This window comes from Thomasclavelia cocleata (genome assembly GCF_900102365.1).
Taxonomy (GTDB): domain Bacteria; phylum Bacillota_I; class Bacilli_A; order Erysipelotrichales; family Coprobacillaceae; genus Thomasclavelia; species Thomasclavelia cocleata.
The window spans coordinates 154,542-168,003 of record NZ_FOIN01000002.1; the positions used below are offsets into that span (position 1 = coordinate 154,542).

At 34.5% G+C, this 13,462-nt stretch carries 27 protein-coding genes and 1 rRNA gene; all 28 read right to left on the reverse strand.

The annotated features are described in order from the left end of the window. Positions 1 to 18: 18 nt before the first annotated feature. The gene (gene rpsM / locus BMW96_RS01975) at positions 19 to 384 is read right to left on the reverse strand and encodes a 30S ribosomal protein S13 (protein WP_092351977.1); all 366 of its coding nucleotides are present in this window, start codon (positions 382 to 384) and stop codon (positions 19 to 21) included. A 26-nt stretch (positions 385 to 410) separates the two neighbouring features. Then, positions 411 to 524, reverse strand: a complete 114-nt coding sequence (gene rpmJ, locus BMW96_RS01980; protein WP_006505646.1) for a 50S ribosomal protein L36 — start codon at positions 522 to 524, stop codon at positions 411 to 413. Positions 525 to 555: 31 nt separating this feature from the next. Further along, a complete protein-coding gene (infA, locus tag BMW96_RS01985) occupies positions 556 to 777 on the reverse strand; it encodes a translation initiation factor IF-1 (protein ID WP_003536851.1) in 222 nt (73 codons plus the stop codon). Positions 778 to 797: 20 nt separating this feature from the next. Beyond that, entirely contained in the window at positions 798 to 1,544 is a 747-nt protein-coding gene (map, locus tag BMW96_RS01990) for a type I methionyl aminopeptidase (protein ID WP_092351979.1), read from the reverse strand. Beyond that, positions 1,544 to 2,191, reverse strand: coding sequence for an adenylate kinase (locus BMW96_RS01995; RefSeq protein WP_092351981.1), 648 nt, complete (start codon positions 2,189 to 2,191; stop codon positions 1,544 to 1,546). Before BMW96_RS01995 ends, map begins: the two co-directional genes overlap by 1 nt. 23 nt (positions 2,192 to 2,214) lie before the next feature. Beyond that, entirely contained in the window at positions 2,215 to 3,516 is a 1,302-nt protein-coding gene (gene secY, locus BMW96_RS02000) for a preprotein translocase subunit SecY (RefSeq protein WP_092351983.1), read from the reverse strand. Position 3,517: 1 nt separating this feature from the next. Then, positions 3,518 to 3,958, reverse strand: coding sequence for a 50S ribosomal protein L15 (rplO, locus tag BMW96_RS02005; RefSeq protein WP_092351986.1), 441 nt, complete (start codon positions 3,956 to 3,958; stop codon positions 3,518 to 3,520). 13 nt (positions 3,959 to 3,971) lie between these two features. Continuing rightward, positions 3,972 to 4,154: a 50S ribosomal protein L30 gene (gene rpmD, locus BMW96_RS02010; RefSeq protein ID WP_004610089.1), complete on the reverse strand. Its 183-nt coding sequence runs from the start codon at positions 4,152 to 4,154 to the stop codon at positions 3,972 to 3,974. 13 nt (positions 4,155 to 4,167) lie between these two features. Next, positions 4,168 to 4,731 carry a 30S ribosomal protein S5 gene (gene rpsE, locus BMW96_RS02015; protein WP_092351988.1) on the reverse strand — a complete coding sequence of 188 codons (564 nt, stop codon included), beginning with the start codon at positions 4,729 to 4,731 and terminating at the stop codon, positions 4,168 to 4,170. 12 nt (positions 4,732 to 4,743) lie between these two features. Continuing rightward, positions 4,744 to 5,100, reverse strand: a complete 357-nt coding sequence (rplR, locus tag BMW96_RS02020) for a 50S ribosomal protein L18 (RefSeq protein ID WP_092351990.1) — start codon at positions 5,098 to 5,100, stop codon at positions 4,744 to 4,746. Positions 5,101 to 5,121: 21 nt separating this feature from the next. Next, on the reverse strand, positions 5,122 to 5,667 hold the full coding sequence (rplF, locus tag BMW96_RS02025; protein ID WP_092351992.1) for a 50S ribosomal protein L6: 546 nt from the start codon (positions 5,665 to 5,667) through the stop codon (positions 5,122 to 5,124). A gap of 30 nt (positions 5,668 to 5,697) precedes the next feature. Then, positions 5,698 to 6,093 (reverse strand): 30S ribosomal protein S8, encoded by a 396-nt coding sequence (gene rpsH, locus BMW96_RS02030; protein ID WP_092351994.1) that lies wholly within the window; start codon positions 6,091 to 6,093, stop codon positions 5,698 to 5,700. A gap of 34 nt (positions 6,094 to 6,127) precedes the next feature. Continuing rightward, positions 6,128 to 6,313, reverse strand: a complete 186-nt coding sequence (locus tag BMW96_RS02035; protein WP_003536834.1) for a type Z 30S ribosomal protein S14 — start codon at positions 6,311 to 6,313, stop codon at positions 6,128 to 6,130. Between the two features lie 20 nt (positions 6,314 to 6,333). Further along, positions 6,334 to 6,873: a 50S ribosomal protein L5 gene (rplE, locus tag BMW96_RS02040; protein ID WP_092351996.1), complete on the reverse strand. Its 540-nt coding sequence runs from the start codon at positions 6,871 to 6,873 to the stop codon at positions 6,334 to 6,336. A gap of 11 nt (positions 6,874 to 6,884) precedes the next feature. Further along, positions 6,885 to 7,220, reverse strand: a complete 336-nt coding sequence (gene rplX, locus BMW96_RS02045; protein WP_092351998.1) for a 50S ribosomal protein L24 — start codon at positions 7,218 to 7,220, stop codon at positions 6,885 to 6,887. A 13-nt stretch (positions 7,221 to 7,233) separates the two neighbouring features. Further along, complete coding sequence (rplN, locus tag BMW96_RS02050; RefSeq protein ID WP_092352000.1) at positions 7,234 to 7,602, reverse strand: 50S ribosomal protein L14; 369 nt, start codon at positions 7,600 to 7,602, stop codon at positions 7,234 to 7,236. A gap of 32 nt (positions 7,603 to 7,634) precedes the next feature. Next, positions 7,635 to 7,895: a 30S ribosomal protein S17 gene (rpsQ, locus tag BMW96_RS02055; protein ID WP_092352002.1), complete on the reverse strand. Its 261-nt coding sequence runs from the start codon at positions 7,893 to 7,895 to the stop codon at positions 7,635 to 7,637. 11 nt (positions 7,896 to 7,906) lie between these two features. Further along, positions 7,907 to 8,101, reverse strand: a complete 195-nt coding sequence (gene rpmC / locus BMW96_RS02060; RefSeq protein WP_092352004.1) for a 50S ribosomal protein L29 — start codon at positions 8,099 to 8,101, stop codon at positions 7,907 to 7,909. Positions 8,102 to 8,103: 2 nt separating this feature from the next. Then, positions 8,104 to 8,514, reverse strand: coding sequence for a 50S ribosomal protein L16 (rplP, locus tag BMW96_RS02065; protein WP_092352007.1), 411 nt, complete (start codon positions 8,512 to 8,514; stop codon positions 8,104 to 8,106). 2 nt (positions 8,515 to 8,516) lie between these two features. Next, positions 8,517 to 9,170, reverse strand: a complete 654-nt coding sequence (gene rpsC, locus BMW96_RS02070; RefSeq protein ID WP_092352009.1) for a 30S ribosomal protein S3 — start codon at positions 9,168 to 9,170, stop codon at positions 8,517 to 8,519. Positions 9,171 to 9,181: 11 nt separating this feature from the next. Beyond that, entirely contained in the window at positions 9,182 to 9,514 is a 333-nt protein-coding gene (gene rplV, locus BMW96_RS02075) for a 50S ribosomal protein L22 (RefSeq protein ID WP_024722589.1), read from the reverse strand. Between the two features lie 19 nt (positions 9,515 to 9,533). Continuing rightward, on the reverse strand, positions 9,534 to 9,812 hold the full coding sequence (gene rpsS, locus BMW96_RS02080) for a 30S ribosomal protein S19 (protein ID WP_092352011.1): 279 nt from the start codon (positions 9,810 to 9,812) through the stop codon (positions 9,534 to 9,536). Between the two features lie 18 nt (positions 9,813 to 9,830). After that, entirely contained in the window at positions 9,831 to 10,664 is an 834-nt protein-coding gene (gene rplB, locus BMW96_RS02085) for a 50S ribosomal protein L2 (protein ID WP_092352013.1), read from the reverse strand. Positions 10,665 to 10,716: 52 nt separating this feature from the next. Continuing rightward, a complete protein-coding gene (gene rplW / locus BMW96_RS02090) occupies positions 10,717 to 11,007 on the reverse strand; it encodes a 50S ribosomal protein L23 (protein ID WP_092352015.1) in 291 nt (96 codons plus the stop codon). Beyond that, a complete protein-coding gene (gene rplD, locus BMW96_RS02095) occupies positions 11,007 to 11,630 on the reverse strand; it encodes a 50S ribosomal protein L4 (protein ID WP_092352017.1) in 624 nt (207 codons plus the stop codon). Before rplD ends, rplW begins: the two co-directional genes overlap by 1 nt. A 21-nt stretch (positions 11,631 to 11,651) precedes the next feature. Further along, a complete protein-coding gene (gene rplC / locus BMW96_RS02100) occupies positions 11,652 to 12,380 on the reverse strand; it encodes a 50S ribosomal protein L3 (RefSeq protein ID WP_092352019.1) in 729 nt (242 codons plus the stop codon). Between the two features lie 21 nt (positions 12,381 to 12,401). Then, positions 12,402 to 12,710 (reverse strand): 30S ribosomal protein S10, encoded by a 309-nt coding sequence (gene rpsJ / locus BMW96_RS02105; protein ID WP_092352021.1) that lies wholly within the window; start codon positions 12,708 to 12,710, stop codon positions 12,402 to 12,404. A 494-nt stretch (positions 12,711 to 13,204) separates the two neighbouring features. Then, positions 13,205 to 13,313, reverse strand: a 5S ribosomal RNA gene (rrf, locus tag BMW96_RS02110). Positions 13,314 to 13,462 lie beyond the last annotated feature (149 nt).

The window sequence follows — 13,462 nt, forward strand, 5'->3', positions numbered from 1 at the left end:
CTAATTCAACCTCCTATCCTACTTTTTCTTTCCTGCGATTGGTTTAGCTTTACCTTTACGAGTACGAGCATTTGTTTTAGTTTTTTGACCACGCACAGGAAGACCTTTACGGTGACGGATTCCTCTGTAACTTCCAATTTCCATTAAACGTTTAATGTTTAAAGCTACTTCACGACGAAGATCACCTTCAACCTTAATTGATTCTACTTCTTTTCTGATTTTACCGATTTCATCTTCAGTTAAATCTTTAACTCTAGTATCTTCACTTATACCAACTTTTGCTAAAATTTCTTGTGCTGTTGGTTTTCCAATACCATAGATATAAGTTAATGATATAACCACACGTTTGTCACGTGGGATATCAACTCCAGCAATACGAGCCATTTTATTTCCTCCTAATCGATTACTAATTAACCTTGTCTTTGTTTATGTTTAGGGTTTTCGCAAATAACCATTACGCGCCCTTTTCTTTTAATTACTCTGCATTTATCACAGATTGGTTTTACAGATGGTCTTACTTTCATCTTGTCTACCTCCTCCTGGAAGATTTAAGTTTTATTTATGTCTAAATGTAATTCGCCCACGTGTTAAATCATATGGAGAAATTTCTACCGTAACCCTGTCCCCCGGTAAAATGCGAATGTAATGCATACGGATTTTACCAGAAACGTGAGCAAGGATTTCTACTCCATTTTCTAACGCTACTTTAAACATTGCATTTGGTAATGTCTCTAGTACCGTTGCTTCTACTTCAAGAACGTCATCTTTCTTTGCCATAGGTCTCAACTCCCTTTTAATTAAAGTTTTGTCAAAATTTCATAACCATCATCAGTGATGACGATTGTATGTTCATAATGAGCCGCTAAAGAACGGTCTTTTGTTACAACTGTCCAATCATCTTGTAATACTTCAGTCTCACATCCCCCAAGATGAGCCATTGGCTCAATTGCAAGTGTCATACCTGACTTAAGTCTTGGACCACGACCAGCTTTACCATAATTTGGAACTGCAGGATCTTCATGAACCTCACTACCTATTCCATGCCCTGTATAGTCAAGTGGTGTAGTACAACCATGATCTTCAAGATAAACCTGTATTGCATGAGAAATATCTGATAAGCGATTGCCTGGCTTAACTTGTTGTAATCCAGCATACAATGATGCCTCACAAACCTCCATTAAACGTTTAGCTTCATCACTTATTTTACCAACTGCATAAGTCCACGCGCTATCTCCGTGGTACCCTTTGTAGCAGGCACCTACATCCACAGAAATAATATCTCCTTCTTTTAACTTCTGATTACTAGGTATCCCATGTACAACCACTTCATTTATTGAAGTACATACACTATTAGGAAATCCATATAAATGAAGAAATGAAGGAGTTGCATTATTATCACGAATCACTTTTTCACAAATATCATCAATTTGTTTAGTAGTGACTCCAGGTACAATCACATCTTTAAGCTTTTCATGTACTAATGCAACAATTCTTCCAGCTTCAGCCATCAATTCAATTTCTCTACGGTCTTTAGTAACAATCATTATTTAACCTCCAGGCTAGCTTTGATATCCTTAAAGACGTATTCCATAGATTGATCACCATTTATATTAGTGATTTGACCTTTCATTGTATAATAGTCAATCAAAGGTCTTGTTTGCTTTTCATAAGTATCAAGTCTGACTTTTACAGCATCTTCGCTTTCATCAGGTCTTTGATACAATTCTCCACCACAAACATCACAGATACCTTCAACTTTTGGTGGATTATATTCAATGTGGTAACTTGCACCACACTCTTTACAAGTACGTCTACCTGAAAGTCTTGGAACTAAACGATCTAGCTCAATATCTAAATTGATTACAGCATCAATTTCAAAGCCAAACTCTTTTGCTATACTTTCAAGTTCACGAGCCTGAATAATAGTACGAGGGAACCCATCAAGAATGAACCCTTTTGAAAATTCATTTTCTTGTAGGTACTCTCTTACCATTTGGATAGTATAATCATCAGGAACTAAATGTCCAAATTGCATAAAATATTTAGCAATTACACCATATTTAGTTTGTTCCTTAAGTGCTTTTCTAAAAATGTCCCCTGTAGAAATATGAGTAAGTCCATACTCTTTAACTAAATTAGCTGCCTGAGTTCCCTTACCGGCTCCAGGTGGCCCCATTAGAATAATATTCATGTATATGCGCCCTCTTTCTTATACTATCTACGAATATAACCGTGATATTCTTTTCTTGTAATATGCGTTTTAATTTGTTTCACAGTTTCTAGTGCTACCCCTGTAACGATAATTAATCCAGTACCACCAAGTGATAATGATGCGTTAGCAGTTTGTGACCAAATAACTGGTGTTATAATAGGAATCGCTGCAATAATACACAAAGATAAAGAACCTACTACAGTAATTCTATTTAAAACTTTTTTAATATAATTTTTAGTATCAGTTCCTGTTCTAACTCCAGGAATAGATCCACCATTTTTCTTTAAATCATCACTAATTTTTTCAGCATCAATCTGTAAATTAGAATAGAAGAATGTGAATCCAATAATCATCAAGATGTATAAAATAAATCCTACTGGTTCCTGATAATTAAATATTGTATTAATCCATTTAGTAACATCACTAGTTTCCATAAAACTAACAATTGTTCTTGGTGCTGCTAATACTGAAGAAGCAAAGATTACAGGAATAACTCCAGAACTATTAATTTTAATAGGCATATGAGTTTGATCTTTAGTTCTCATTGTTGTATTAGAGCTTGTTGCATAAATAATTGGTATTTTTCTAACGGCACCTTCATTGAAGACAACAAAGATAACAATTGAAAGATAAACTACCACAAATAATGCATACCAGGCAATTCCTAACCACATATCTGTAGCTTTAGCACTAGTATCAACTAAATTATTAAAAGTACTAATAAAGCTAGTTGGTAAATTAGAAACAATTCCTGTAAAAATCAGTAATGAAACTCCATTACCAATTCCCTTATTTGTAATCTGATCCCCTAACCATACTGCTAACATACTTCCAGCCATCATAACTAAGACAACGTAGATGTATGTCCAAATACTTGAATCTGATAAAATATTATATCCATTATCGAAAGCATATGTTAATACGCCTCCTTGTAATGCTGCTAAAAATAAAGTTACATATCTTGTAACACGGTCTTTTTTCTTTTTACCAGTGTTACCTTCCTTACGCCATTGACTTAAAACAGGAATTACATCCATTGATAAAAGTTCAATAATGATAGAAGAAGTGATATAAGGTGAAACTCCTAGTGAGAACAATGAAAATCTTTCTAAAGTTCCCCCACCAAGTAAGTTCATAATCCCAAAAATTCCATTAGTAGCATCACTAGAACTTAATGCTCCAGTATTGACACTTGGAATAGTAATCGCAGCCCCTAAACGGTAAACAAATAAGATTCCTAGAGTGAAAATTACTTTTTGGCGAAGCTCCCCTTTTTTGAAAACATTTTTCAAAAATGTAAACATACTAGATCACCTCAGTTTTTCCACCTGCAGCTTCAATTGCGGCAACAGCAGATTTAGAAAATTTATGAGCCTTAACTGTAATAGCTTTTTCTAATTTACCATTACCAAGAACTTTTACACCGTCTAATTCTTTCTTAATAATTCCAGCTTCCTTTAAAGCTTCAGGACATACAACAGCCCCTGCTTCAAAAGTATTTAATTGTTCTAAATTAACAATAGCGTATTCTGTTCTGTTGAAATTTGTAAAACCACGTTTTGGTAAACGCATAAATAATGGTGTTTGTCCCCCTTCAAATCCTGGTTTCTTTCCACCACCTGATCTAGCACCTTGTCCCTTTTGTCCTCTACCAGCAGTTTTTCCAGTACCAGAACTTGTACCACGACCAACACGTTTTCTAGCTTTACGTGCACCTTCAGTGTATTGTAATTCGTGTAGTTTCATTAGTTACACCTCCCTATTTTTCTTCTACTTTTACTAGGTGTTCAACGACCTTAATCATTCCTTGAATAAATTCGTTATTTTCTTTTTCTACAGTTTTATTTAATTTTGTTAAACCTAACGCTTTAAGAGTAGCCCGTTGTTTTGGTAAACGACCAATTGGACTTTTTACAAGCGTAATCATAACTGTTTTTGCCATTTTTTACGCCCTCCTATCCAAAAATTTCTTCTACTTTTTTATCTCTTAATTCAGCAACTTGGTTTACAGTCTTTAATGAAGCTAATCCTTGCATTGTAGCTCTAACCATGTTAATAGGTGTTCTAGAACCTAATGATTTAGATAAAATATCAGTATAACCAGCTAATTCTACAACTGCACGAACAGGTCCTCCAGCGATGATTCCTGTACCTTGAGATGCAGGTTTAATAAATACTCTACCTGATCCATAAATACCAGTAACATCATGAGGAATTGTTCCATGAACTGAAGGAACGTTAATAATATTTCTTTTTGCATTTTCAGACGCTTTTCTGATTGCATCAGGTACTTCATTAGCTTTACCAGTACCAAAACCAACTCTACCTTTTCTATCACCAATTACAACTAATGCAGCAAAACGAAATTTACGACCACCTTTAACTACCTTAGTTACACGGTTAATAGTAACAACACGTTCTTCAAATTCTTTTTCTTCTCTTCTAGGTCCATTGTTTCTTTGACCTTTTTTAGGTCCATTGTTTCTTGGTCCATTGTTTCTTGGTTTACGTTGTTCCATATTGACCTCCCTCTAGAATTCTAATCCAGCTTCTCTAGCAGCTTCAGCTAGGGCTTTTACACGACCATGATAAACATATCCACCACGATCAAATACTACTTTTTTGATATTCTTTGCAATTGCTGCTTCAGCTACAGCTTTTCCTACTGCAGAAGCTGCAGCGATGTTAGAACCGTTTTCTAATTTCATATCAACACTAGATGCACTCGCTAAAGTAACACCGTTAACATCATCAATAACTTGCGCATGAATATGAGCATTTGAACGGAACACGTTTAAACGTGGGCATTCAGGAGTTCCACTGATTTTAGCACGAACTCTAGCATGTCTTTTTAAACGAACATCATTACGAGATTGTAATTTTGACATCTTATTTTGCTCCTTTCGAAACTACTTCTTACCAGCAGTTTTTCCTTCTTTTCTGATGATTCTTTCATCACTATATTTAATTCCTTTACCTTTATAAGGTTCAGGTTTTCTTACTTCTCTAATTTGAGCAGCAACTTGACCAACACGTTCTTTTGAAATTCCAGATACAATAATCTTAGTATTAGATGGAGCTTCAATTGTAACTCCTTCTTCACCTTCAATTTCAACTGGATGAGAATATCCTATATTTAATACTAAAGTATTCCCTTTCATTTGTCCACGATATCCGATCCCAACTATTTCTAATTCTTTTTTGAATCCAACGTGTACACCTTCAATCATGTTTGCAAGCAATGCTCTTGTTGTACCATGTAATTGTTTATGAGTTTTTTGTTCACTACTTCTAGCAACAGTAATTACATTATCCTCTTGATTAATTGAAATTACTGGTGAAAATTGTCTTACTAAAGTCCCTTTTGGACCTGTAACAGTTACTGTATTATCAGCAGCGACTTCTACTGTAACTCCTTCAGGTACATTAATTATTTTATTACCGACACGAGACATCAGTTTGCACCTCCTGAATTATATTTTTTATTACCAAATATATGCAAGTACTTCTCCACCGACTTGTTTAGCACGAGCTTCTTTGTCAGTCATTAATCCTTGAGAAGTTGATAAGATAACGATTCCTAGACCATTTAATACTTTAGGGATTTCGTTCACTTTAGCATACACACGTAATCCTGGTTTAGAAATTCTTTTTAAATCAGTGATTACACGATCATTTCCTCTATATTTTAGAGTAATTACGATGTTTTTAATTGGACCTTCGCCCTCAATTTTATAACCTTTAATGAATCCTTCATTTTTCAAAATTTCAGCAATATCAACTTTTAATTTTGAAGCAGGCACCATTACTGTTTCGTGATGTTGTCTATTTGCATTACGGATTCTTGTTAACATATCTGCAATTGGATCTGTCATAACCATTTGCTAAATCCTCCTTCCATCTGGATAAAAATTATTACCAGCTTGCTTTTTTTACACCTGGAATTTCACCTTTGTAAGCTAATTCGCGGAAGCAAATTCTACAAAGTTTGAATTTTCTGATTACTGAATGTGGTCTTCCACAACGTTCACAACGTGTGTATTCACGCACTTTGTATTTTTGAGGACGTTGTTGTTTCACCTTCATTGATGTTTTTGCCATATTCTTGTGAGTCCTCCTTCTTATTTCTTGAATGGCATTCCTAATTGAGCTAATAATTCATGACCTTCTTCGTCAGTTTTAGCTGTAGTTACGAATACAATATCCATTCCTCTTAATTTATTTACTTTATCAAAATTGATTTCAGGGAAAATTAACTGTTCTTTAACACCTAAAGTATAATTTCCTCTTCCATCAAAAGAATTGTTTGAAACACCTCTAAAATCTCTAACACGAGGTAAAGAGATATTAACTAATTTATCTAAAAATTCATACATTCTTTCACCACGTAAAGTTACTTTGCATCCGATTGGAGCCCCTTCACGTAATTTGAATCCAGCGATTGATTTTTTAGCTTTAGTAATAACAGGTTTTTGTCCACTAATCAATGATAATTCATTAACTGCTTCATCTAATAATTTTGAATTAGATACTGCATCACCTACACCAATATTTAAAACAATTTTTTCAATCTTAGGAGCTTGCATTCTTGAAGAATAATTGAATTTTTCCATTAAAGATTTAACCACTTCGTTTTGATAACGTTCCATTAAACGGCTCATTCTTTATCCTCCTACTTCTTTTTCTTTTTATCAACTTCAGCCCCAGTTTTTTTGTTAACTCGAACTTTAATTTTTTTACCGTCTTTTTCAACGATTTTATACCCAAGTTTAACAGGTGCTTTAGTTTTTGAATCATAGAATGCAACATTAGAAACATGAATAGGTGCTTCTCTTGTTACAATTCCACCTTCAGGATCTGCTTGTGAAGGTTTAATATGTTTAGTTACAATATTAACTCCTTCAACGATTACTTTGTCTTGTTTTGCAAGAACTTGTAACACTTCACCTTGTTTTCCTTTATCTTTACCTGCGATAACTTCTACAGTATCACCTACACGGATTTTCATGTCTAAGTTCCTCCTATAATACTTCTGGAGCTAATGATACGATTTTCATGAAATCTGCATCTCTTAACTCTCTTGCAACTGGTCCGAAGATACGAGTCCCTTTTGGAGACTTATCTTCCTTTATAATTACACAAGCGTTATCATCAAATTTGATATATGAACCATTCTCTCTTCCGACTCCATATCTACTTCTTACAATAACCGCTTTTACTACTTCACCTTTTTTTACAGAACCACCTGGTGCTGCTTGCTTAACTGTCGCTACAACTACATCACCAATGTTACTAAATTTACGATTAGATCCACCTAAATTACGGATTACTAATACTTCTTTAGCTCCAGTGTTATCAGCGACTTTAAGTCTACTTTCGTTTTGGATCATTTTTGGTTACCTCCTTTTAGAGTTTTAATATATTAAACAATTTCTGCTTTTTTAACAATTTCTACTAAACGGAAACGTTTTGTAGCAGATAATGGTCTTGTTGACATGATTTTTACTGTGTCACCAACATTAGCAACATTTTCCTCATCATGAGCATGAAACTTAGTTGAAGATTTCATACGTTTACCATATAATTTATGTTTTACATGTGTTTCTACTAGCACTGTAATAGTTTTATCCATTTTAGTAGATACAACTGTACCAGTATAAACTTTACGATTGTTTCTTTCCATTGTATCTCCTCCTATTGGTTCAATTCTCTTTCTCTAATAATTGTTTTAATTCTAGCGATAGATTTACGAACCGTTCTAATACGTGCTGTGTTTTCTAATTGTCCTGTAGCTTGTTGGAAACGAAGTCCAAATAGCTCTTTTTTGTATTCTTCTACTTTAGCAAGTAAAGCAGCGTTATCTAACTCTCTAATTTCTTGAACTGTCATGACTATTCACCCTTTCCAATGATTTTACATTTAATAGGTAATTTATGAGATGCAAGTCTAAGAGCTTCTCTAGCAAGTTCTTCATCAACACCTGCTACTTCGAAAAGAACACGACCAGTCTTAACAACTGCTACCCATTCTTCTGGAGAACCTTTCCCAGATCCCATACGTACTTCTAATGGTTTCTTAGTTTTAGCTAAATGAGGGAAAATTCTAATCCATACTTTACCACCACGGTTCATACGACGGTTAATAGCAATACGAGCAGCTTCAATTTGACGAGATGTTATCCAAGCACCTTCAGTTGCTTGTAAACCATATTCACCAAATGATACTTTAGTTCCGCCTTTAGCTTTACCTTCATATTTAACACGATGAGGTCTTCTGTATTTTGTTCTTTTAGGCATCAACATGATTATTTATCCCCTTTCTTCTTTTCAGGAAGGATTTCTCCCTTACAAATCCAAACTTTAACTCCTAATTTACCATAAGTAGTATCTGCTTCAGCAGTAGCATAATCAATATCAGCTCTTAAAGTATGAAGAGGGACATTCCCTTCAGAGTAACCTTCAGCACGAGCCATATCAGCTCCACCCAAACGTCCTGAAACACTAGTTTTAATCCCTTTAGCTCCAGCTCTCATTGCTCTTTGAATAGCACGTTTTTGAACTGTTCTAAAAGATGCACGATTTTCTAATTGTTCCGCAATGTTATTTGCAACTAATTGAGCAACAACATCAGGATTTTTGATTTCTACAATATTGATAAACACTTGTTTATCTTTAACCATTTTACTAACTTCTTTTCTTAATGCATCAACTGCTTCACCATCTTTACCAATAACAACACCTGGTCTAGATGTGTGAACAAAGATAGTAACACGGTTTTTTGATCTTTCAATTTCAACACGAGCAACTGATGCCGTTTTAAGTTTCTTTAATAAGTATTCACGAATCTTGATATCTTCATGTAATAAGCCTGCGAAATCTTGATCGTTAGCATACCATCTTGAATCCCAATTACGGTTAATTCCAACTCGTAATCCAATTGGACTTACTTTTTGACCCATAATGTGACCTCCTATCTTTCTTCTACCACACAAGTGATGTGGCTAGTTCTTTTTAAAATTCTTGTTCCGCTACCTTTAGCTCTAGCAGCGAATCTTTTTAATGTAGGACCTTCATCTACATAGATTTCTTTAATATATAACTTTTCTGCTTCTGCACCGTTATTATAAACAGCGTTCTGTGCAGCAGATTTTACAACTTTAATGATTGCAGGAGTTGCACTTTTATTTACATATTCTAACATACCAAGTGCTTCTTTAACTTGCTTACCTCTCACTAAGTCAACAACTAATCTTGCTTTTTGAGGTGAAACACGAATCATTTTAGCTTGAGCTCTTGCTTCCATGTTTTAAATTCTCCTCTCTCTATTTTCCAGCTTTTTTATCATCAGCCCCATGACCGTGATAAGTTCTTGTTGGAGCGAATTCTCCTAATTTATGTCCGACCATATCTTCAGTTACATAAACTGGGATATGTTCTCTTCCATTATACACTGCAAATGTGTGCTCAATAAATTGAGGGAAGATAGTTGAACGTCTAGACCAAGTCTTGATTACTTCTTTTTTACCTGAGGCATTTAATGCTTCAACTTTTTTCATTAAGTGTTCATCGACAAATGGTCCCTTTTTTAAACTACGTGCCATTATTTCTTCCTCCTCTTATTATTTAGAATTTCTGCGACGTACAATTAATTTAGTAGACGCTTTCTTATTTTTTCTAGTTTTAACACCCATAGCTTTTTTACCCCAAGGTGTCATTGGAGCTTTACGTCCGATAGAAGTTCTACCTTCACCACCACCATGTGGATGATCATTAGGGTTCATTACAGAACCACGCACAGTAGGCTTAACACCTTTCCATCTCATACGCCCAGCTTTACCATAGTTAACTAATCCATGGTCTTCGTTTCCTACTACCCCAACAGTAGCTCTACATACAGCTAACAATTTACGTACTTCACCAGATGCTAATCTTACAATTACATATCTTTCTTCTTTACCTAAGATTTGTGCAGACACACCAGCAGAACGTGCGATTTGTCCACCCTTACCAGGTTGCATTTCAATATTATGAATTACTGTACCTTCAGGCATATTCCCCATTGGTAAAGCATTTCCTACTTTAATATCTGCATTTTGACCAGATACGATTTTGTTTCCAACTTCTAATCCTTTTGGAGCTAAAATATATCTTTTTTCACCATCTGCATAGTTGATTAATGCGATATTTGCTGATCTATTTGGATCATATTCAATAGTTGCTACAGTTCCTACGATATCATCTTTATTACGTTTGAAGTCAATAATACGATATTTACGTTTATGTCCTCCACCATGATGACGAGTTGTAATAACACCTTGATTATTACGCCCACCGTTTTTACTTACTTTTGCAACTAAAGATTTCTCAGGTTTATTTGTAGTAATTTCTTCATATGTTAATGAAGTCATATTACGACGACCATTCGTCACTGGCTTATATGTTTTAATTGCCATCTTTAGTTTCCTCCTAGTTATCTGGAATTATGTATTCCAATATTTTACTTAATTATTCCTCACCGAAATAATTGATTTCACTGCCTTCAGCTAATTTAACAATAGCTTTTCTTCTACGATTAGTTTTACCTTCGTATCTACCCATTCTTTTAGCTTTAGGTCTAACGTTCATAACATTAACACTTTCAACTTTTACACCAAACATTGCTTCAACTGCTTGTTTGATTTCAATTTTATTAGCATTAACATCTACATCAAATGTATATTTGTTTTCATTCGCTTGAAGAGTCATTGTTTTTTCAGTAAGTACTGGTTTTTTTAATACATCTGTAATATGTGCCATTATCCTAGTACCTCCTCAACAGATTTAATAGCAGCTTCAGTCATAATCAACTTATTGCTGTTTAAAATATCATAAACATTCACATGTTTTGCATCTAATAATTTAACTCCAGGTATATTATTAGCACTTCTAGCAACATTTGGACAAATTTCATCAACAACGATCAATGTCTTACGAGGTGCTTTTAAATTACCTAATACTTTTACCATTTCTTTAGTTTTTGGAGCGTCGAATTTAATAGCTTCTAAAGCCATAAATTCATTATCGTTAATTTTAGTTGATAAAGCTGATTTAAGAGCTAATCTTCTAACTTTACGATTTAATTTAAATTTATAACTTCTAGGTGTTGGACCAAATACAACTCCTCCTCCACGCCATTGTGGTGCACGGATTGATCCTTGTCTAGCTCTACCAGTACCTTTTTGACGCCATGGTTTTTTACCACCACCACGAACTTCAGTACGGTTTTTTACTTTATGAGTACCTTGTCTTAATGATGCTCTTTGTAATAAGACCATATCAAATAATGCTTGTTTATTTGGCTCAATTCCAAATACAGCTTCATTTAATTCTAAATCTTTCACTTCAGAACCTTCTTGGTTATATACTTTAACTGTAAGCATATTGAATCCTCCTTCCCTAAATTATTCAGCTGTTTCAACTGGCGTTTCAGTTGCTACATCTGCTTCTTTAGTTTCTTCTACTACTGGTGTAAAGTCTACTAATTCATGAGCTTCGTTTACTTTACCAGCTGCTTTAATTCCAGATTTTACAATTACTAATCCTTTTTTAGGTCCAGGCACTGAACCTTTGATTAATAACAAATTATTCTCCACATCAACAGCTACAACTTCTAAGTTTTGAACTGTTCTAGTTACATGTCCCATTTGTCCTGGTAATTTTTTACCTGGAGCAATTCTGTTTGGAGCAATTGGTCCCATTGAACCAACAATTCTATGAGCTCCTGAACCATGTCCTTTAGGGCCGATATGTTGACCATGTCTTTTAATAACACCTTGATAACCTTTACCTTTAGAAGTTCCAGTTACATCCACAACTTCACCAGCTACGAAGCTATCAACAGTAATTTTATCTCCAACTTCATAACTCATCATTTCGTCATAACGAAATTCTTTGATGAAGCGCTTAGGAGCTGTGTTAGCTTTTTTCACAATACCTAATTCAGCTTTATTAGCTAATTTCTCTCTCTTGTCTTCAAAACCAACTTGGATTGCATCATATCCGTCAGTTGCAACTGTTTTCTTTTGTAATACTACATTAGCATCAGCTTCTACTACAGTTACAGGGATTAACAAACCATCAGTTGTGAAGACTTGAGTCATTCCAATCTTACGACCTAAGATTCCTTTCATGAGTTACACCTTTTACCTTTCTTATAACTTAATTTCAATGTCTACACCACTTGGTAATTCTAATCTTGTTAGAATATCAACTGTTTCTTGTGTAGGATTCACAATGTCAATTAAACGTTTGTGAGTTCTGATTTCAAATTGTTCACGAGAATCTTTATACTTATGAACCGCTCTTAATACTGTATAAATTTCTTTTTCAGTTGGTAGAGGTACAGGACCTACTACTTGAGCTCCAGATTTCTTAGCAGCACCAATAATTTTTTCTGCTGAGCTATCTAGAATTTTGTGATCAAATGATTTTAATCTAATTCTAATTTTATTATTTGCCATGATTTTTCTCCTTTCAACTTATAGGATGTGACTTACTCAATACGAATTCCCTGAAACATGCCGTTTCATGACAACGCCTTTCGGTGTTTCAGCAACCTCGCACATCTACGCAACGTCAACGCTAGTATTTTAACAAAAAAAGCCCACTAATGCAAGGCTTTTTTTTATTTATTTCGATTAATTTTTCCTCATTAAATCATCCTATATTTAATACTCCACTTACTTACAAATTACATATACTCAATCATATGATAATCAATAATTGTAATTAAACAGTTATCAAAAGCTACAACAACATTAATATAATATCGCTCAATATTAACCACAATCTTCATATGCAGTTATCAAAATGATCTCATCAAGATACAAACAAACAATCCCATCTAGTTTTTAAAGAAATGTAATAGTCATCCGTCATTACTGAATAATAAATCTCATCAGGAAATAAAAATTCCAGAAGAAAGTACGAGGAAATAAAAAAAGACAAAAAAAAGAACCGGCAGCTTGCTATTGTCGCACCGCAGTACTATCTTCGCCGTTATGATGCTTAACTTCTGTGTTCGGTATGGGTACAGGTGTGTCCATCATGCTATCGCTACCAGATCTTCTTTTTTAAGCAATCCCTTTTGAGAATCACTCAAAACCGGATAATAGTTCTACTGCGTCTTTTGTCTTCCTTTTCTCTCAAGCCTTAACCTTTCTTCTCTAGGTTAAGTCCTCGACCTATTAGTATCAGTCCGCTTAACATGTCG

Bases quoted from the DNA above. Each gene is read 5' to 3' on its own strand.
- rpmJ (WP_006505646.1), bottom strand. From the start codon at position 524: ATGAAAGTAAGACCATCTGTAAAACCAATCTGTGATAAATGCAGAGTA.
- rpsQ (WP_092352002.1), bottom strand. From the start codon at position 7,895: ATGGAAAGAAACAATCGTAAAGTTTATACTGGTACAGTTGTATCTACT.
- rplC (WP_092352019.1), bottom strand. From the start codon at position 12,380: ATGAAAGGAATCTTAGGTCGTAAGATTGGAATGACTCAAGTCTTCACA.
- rplP (WP_092352007.1), bottom strand. From the start codon at position 8,514: ATGTTGATGCCTAAAAGAACAAAATACAGAAGACCTCATCGTGTTAAA.
- secY (WP_092351983.1), bottom strand. From the start codon at position 3,516: ATGTTTACATTTTTGAAAAATGTTTTCAAAAAAGGGGAGCTTCGCCAA.
- rplF (WP_092351992.1), bottom strand. From the start codon at position 5,667: ATGTCTCGTGTCGGTAATAAAATAATTAATGTACCTGAAGGAGTTACA.
- rplD (WP_092352017.1), bottom strand. From the start codon at position 11,630: ATGCTTACAGTTAAAGTATATAACCAAGAAGGTTCTGAAGTGAAAGAT.
- rpmC (WP_092352004.1), bottom strand. From the start codon at position 8,101: ATGACAGTTCAAGAAATTAGAGAGTTAGATAACGCTGCTTTACTTGCT.
- rplO (WP_092351986.1), bottom strand. From the start codon at position 3,958: ATGAAACTACACGAATTACAATACACTGAAGGTGCACGTAAAGCTAGA.
- rpsS (WP_092352011.1), bottom strand. From the start codon at position 9,812: ATGGCACGTAGTTTAAAAAAGGGACCATTTGTCGATGAACACTTAATG.
- rpmD (WP_004610089.1), bottom strand. From the start codon at position 4,154: ATGGCAAAAACAGTTATGATTACGCTTGTAAAAAGTCCAATTGGTCGT.
- rpsM (WP_092351977.1), bottom strand. From the start codon at position 384: ATGGCTCGTATTGCTGGAGTTGATATCCCACGTGACAAACGTGTGGTT.
- rpsJ (WP_092352021.1), bottom strand. From the start codon at position 12,710: ATGGCAAATAATAAAATTAGAATTAGATTAAAATCATTTGATCACAAA.
- map (WP_092351979.1), bottom strand. From the start codon at position 1,544: ATGATTGTTACTAAAGACCGTAGAGAAATTGAATTGATGGCTGAAGCT.
- rpsH (WP_092351994.1), bottom strand. From the start codon at position 6,093: ATGGTTATGACAGATCCAATTGCAGATATGTTAACAAGAATCCGTAAT.
- rplR (WP_092351990.1), bottom strand. From the start codon at position 5,100: ATGTCAAAATTACAATCTCGTAATGATGTTCGTTTAAAAAGACATGCT.
- BMW96_RS02035 (WP_003536834.1), bottom strand. From the start codon at position 6,313: ATGGCAAAAACATCAATGAAGGTGAAACAACAACGTCCTCAAAAATAC.
- rplX (WP_092351998.1), bottom strand. From the start codon at position 7,220: ATGAAAATCCGTGTAGGTGATACTGTAGAAGTTATCGCAGGTAAAGAT.
- rplN (WP_092352000.1), bottom strand. From the start codon at position 7,602: ATGATCCAAAACGAAAGTAGACTTAAAGTCGCTGATAACACTGGAGCT.
- rplE (WP_092351996.1), bottom strand. From the start codon at position 6,873: ATGAGCCGTTTAATGGAACGTTATCAAAACGAAGTGGTTAAATCTTTA.
- rplW (WP_092352015.1), bottom strand. From the start codon at position 11,007: ATGGCACATATTACAGATGTATTAAAAAAACCAGTACTTACTGAAAAA.
- rplB (WP_092352013.1), bottom strand. From the start codon at position 10,664: ATGGCAATTAAAACATATAAGCCAGTGACGAATGGTCGTCGTAATATG.
- rplV (WP_024722589.1), bottom strand. From the start codon at position 9,514: ATGGAAGCAAGAGCTCAAGCTAAAATGATTCGTGTTTCACCTCAAAAA.
- rpsE (WP_092351988.1), bottom strand. From the start codon at position 4,731: ATGGAACAACGTAAACCAAGAAACAATGGACCAAGAAACAATGGACCT.
- BMW96_RS01995 (WP_092351981.1), bottom strand. From the start codon at position 2,191: ATGAATATTATTCTAATGGGGCCACCTGGAGCCGGTAAGGGAACTCAG.
- infA (WP_003536851.1), bottom strand. From the start codon at position 777: ATGGCAAAGAAAGATGACGTTCTTGAAGTAGAAGCAACGGTACTAGAG.
- rpsC (WP_092352009.1), bottom strand. From the start codon at position 9,170: ATGGGTCAAAAAGTAAGTCCAATTGGATTACGAGTTGGAATTAACCGT.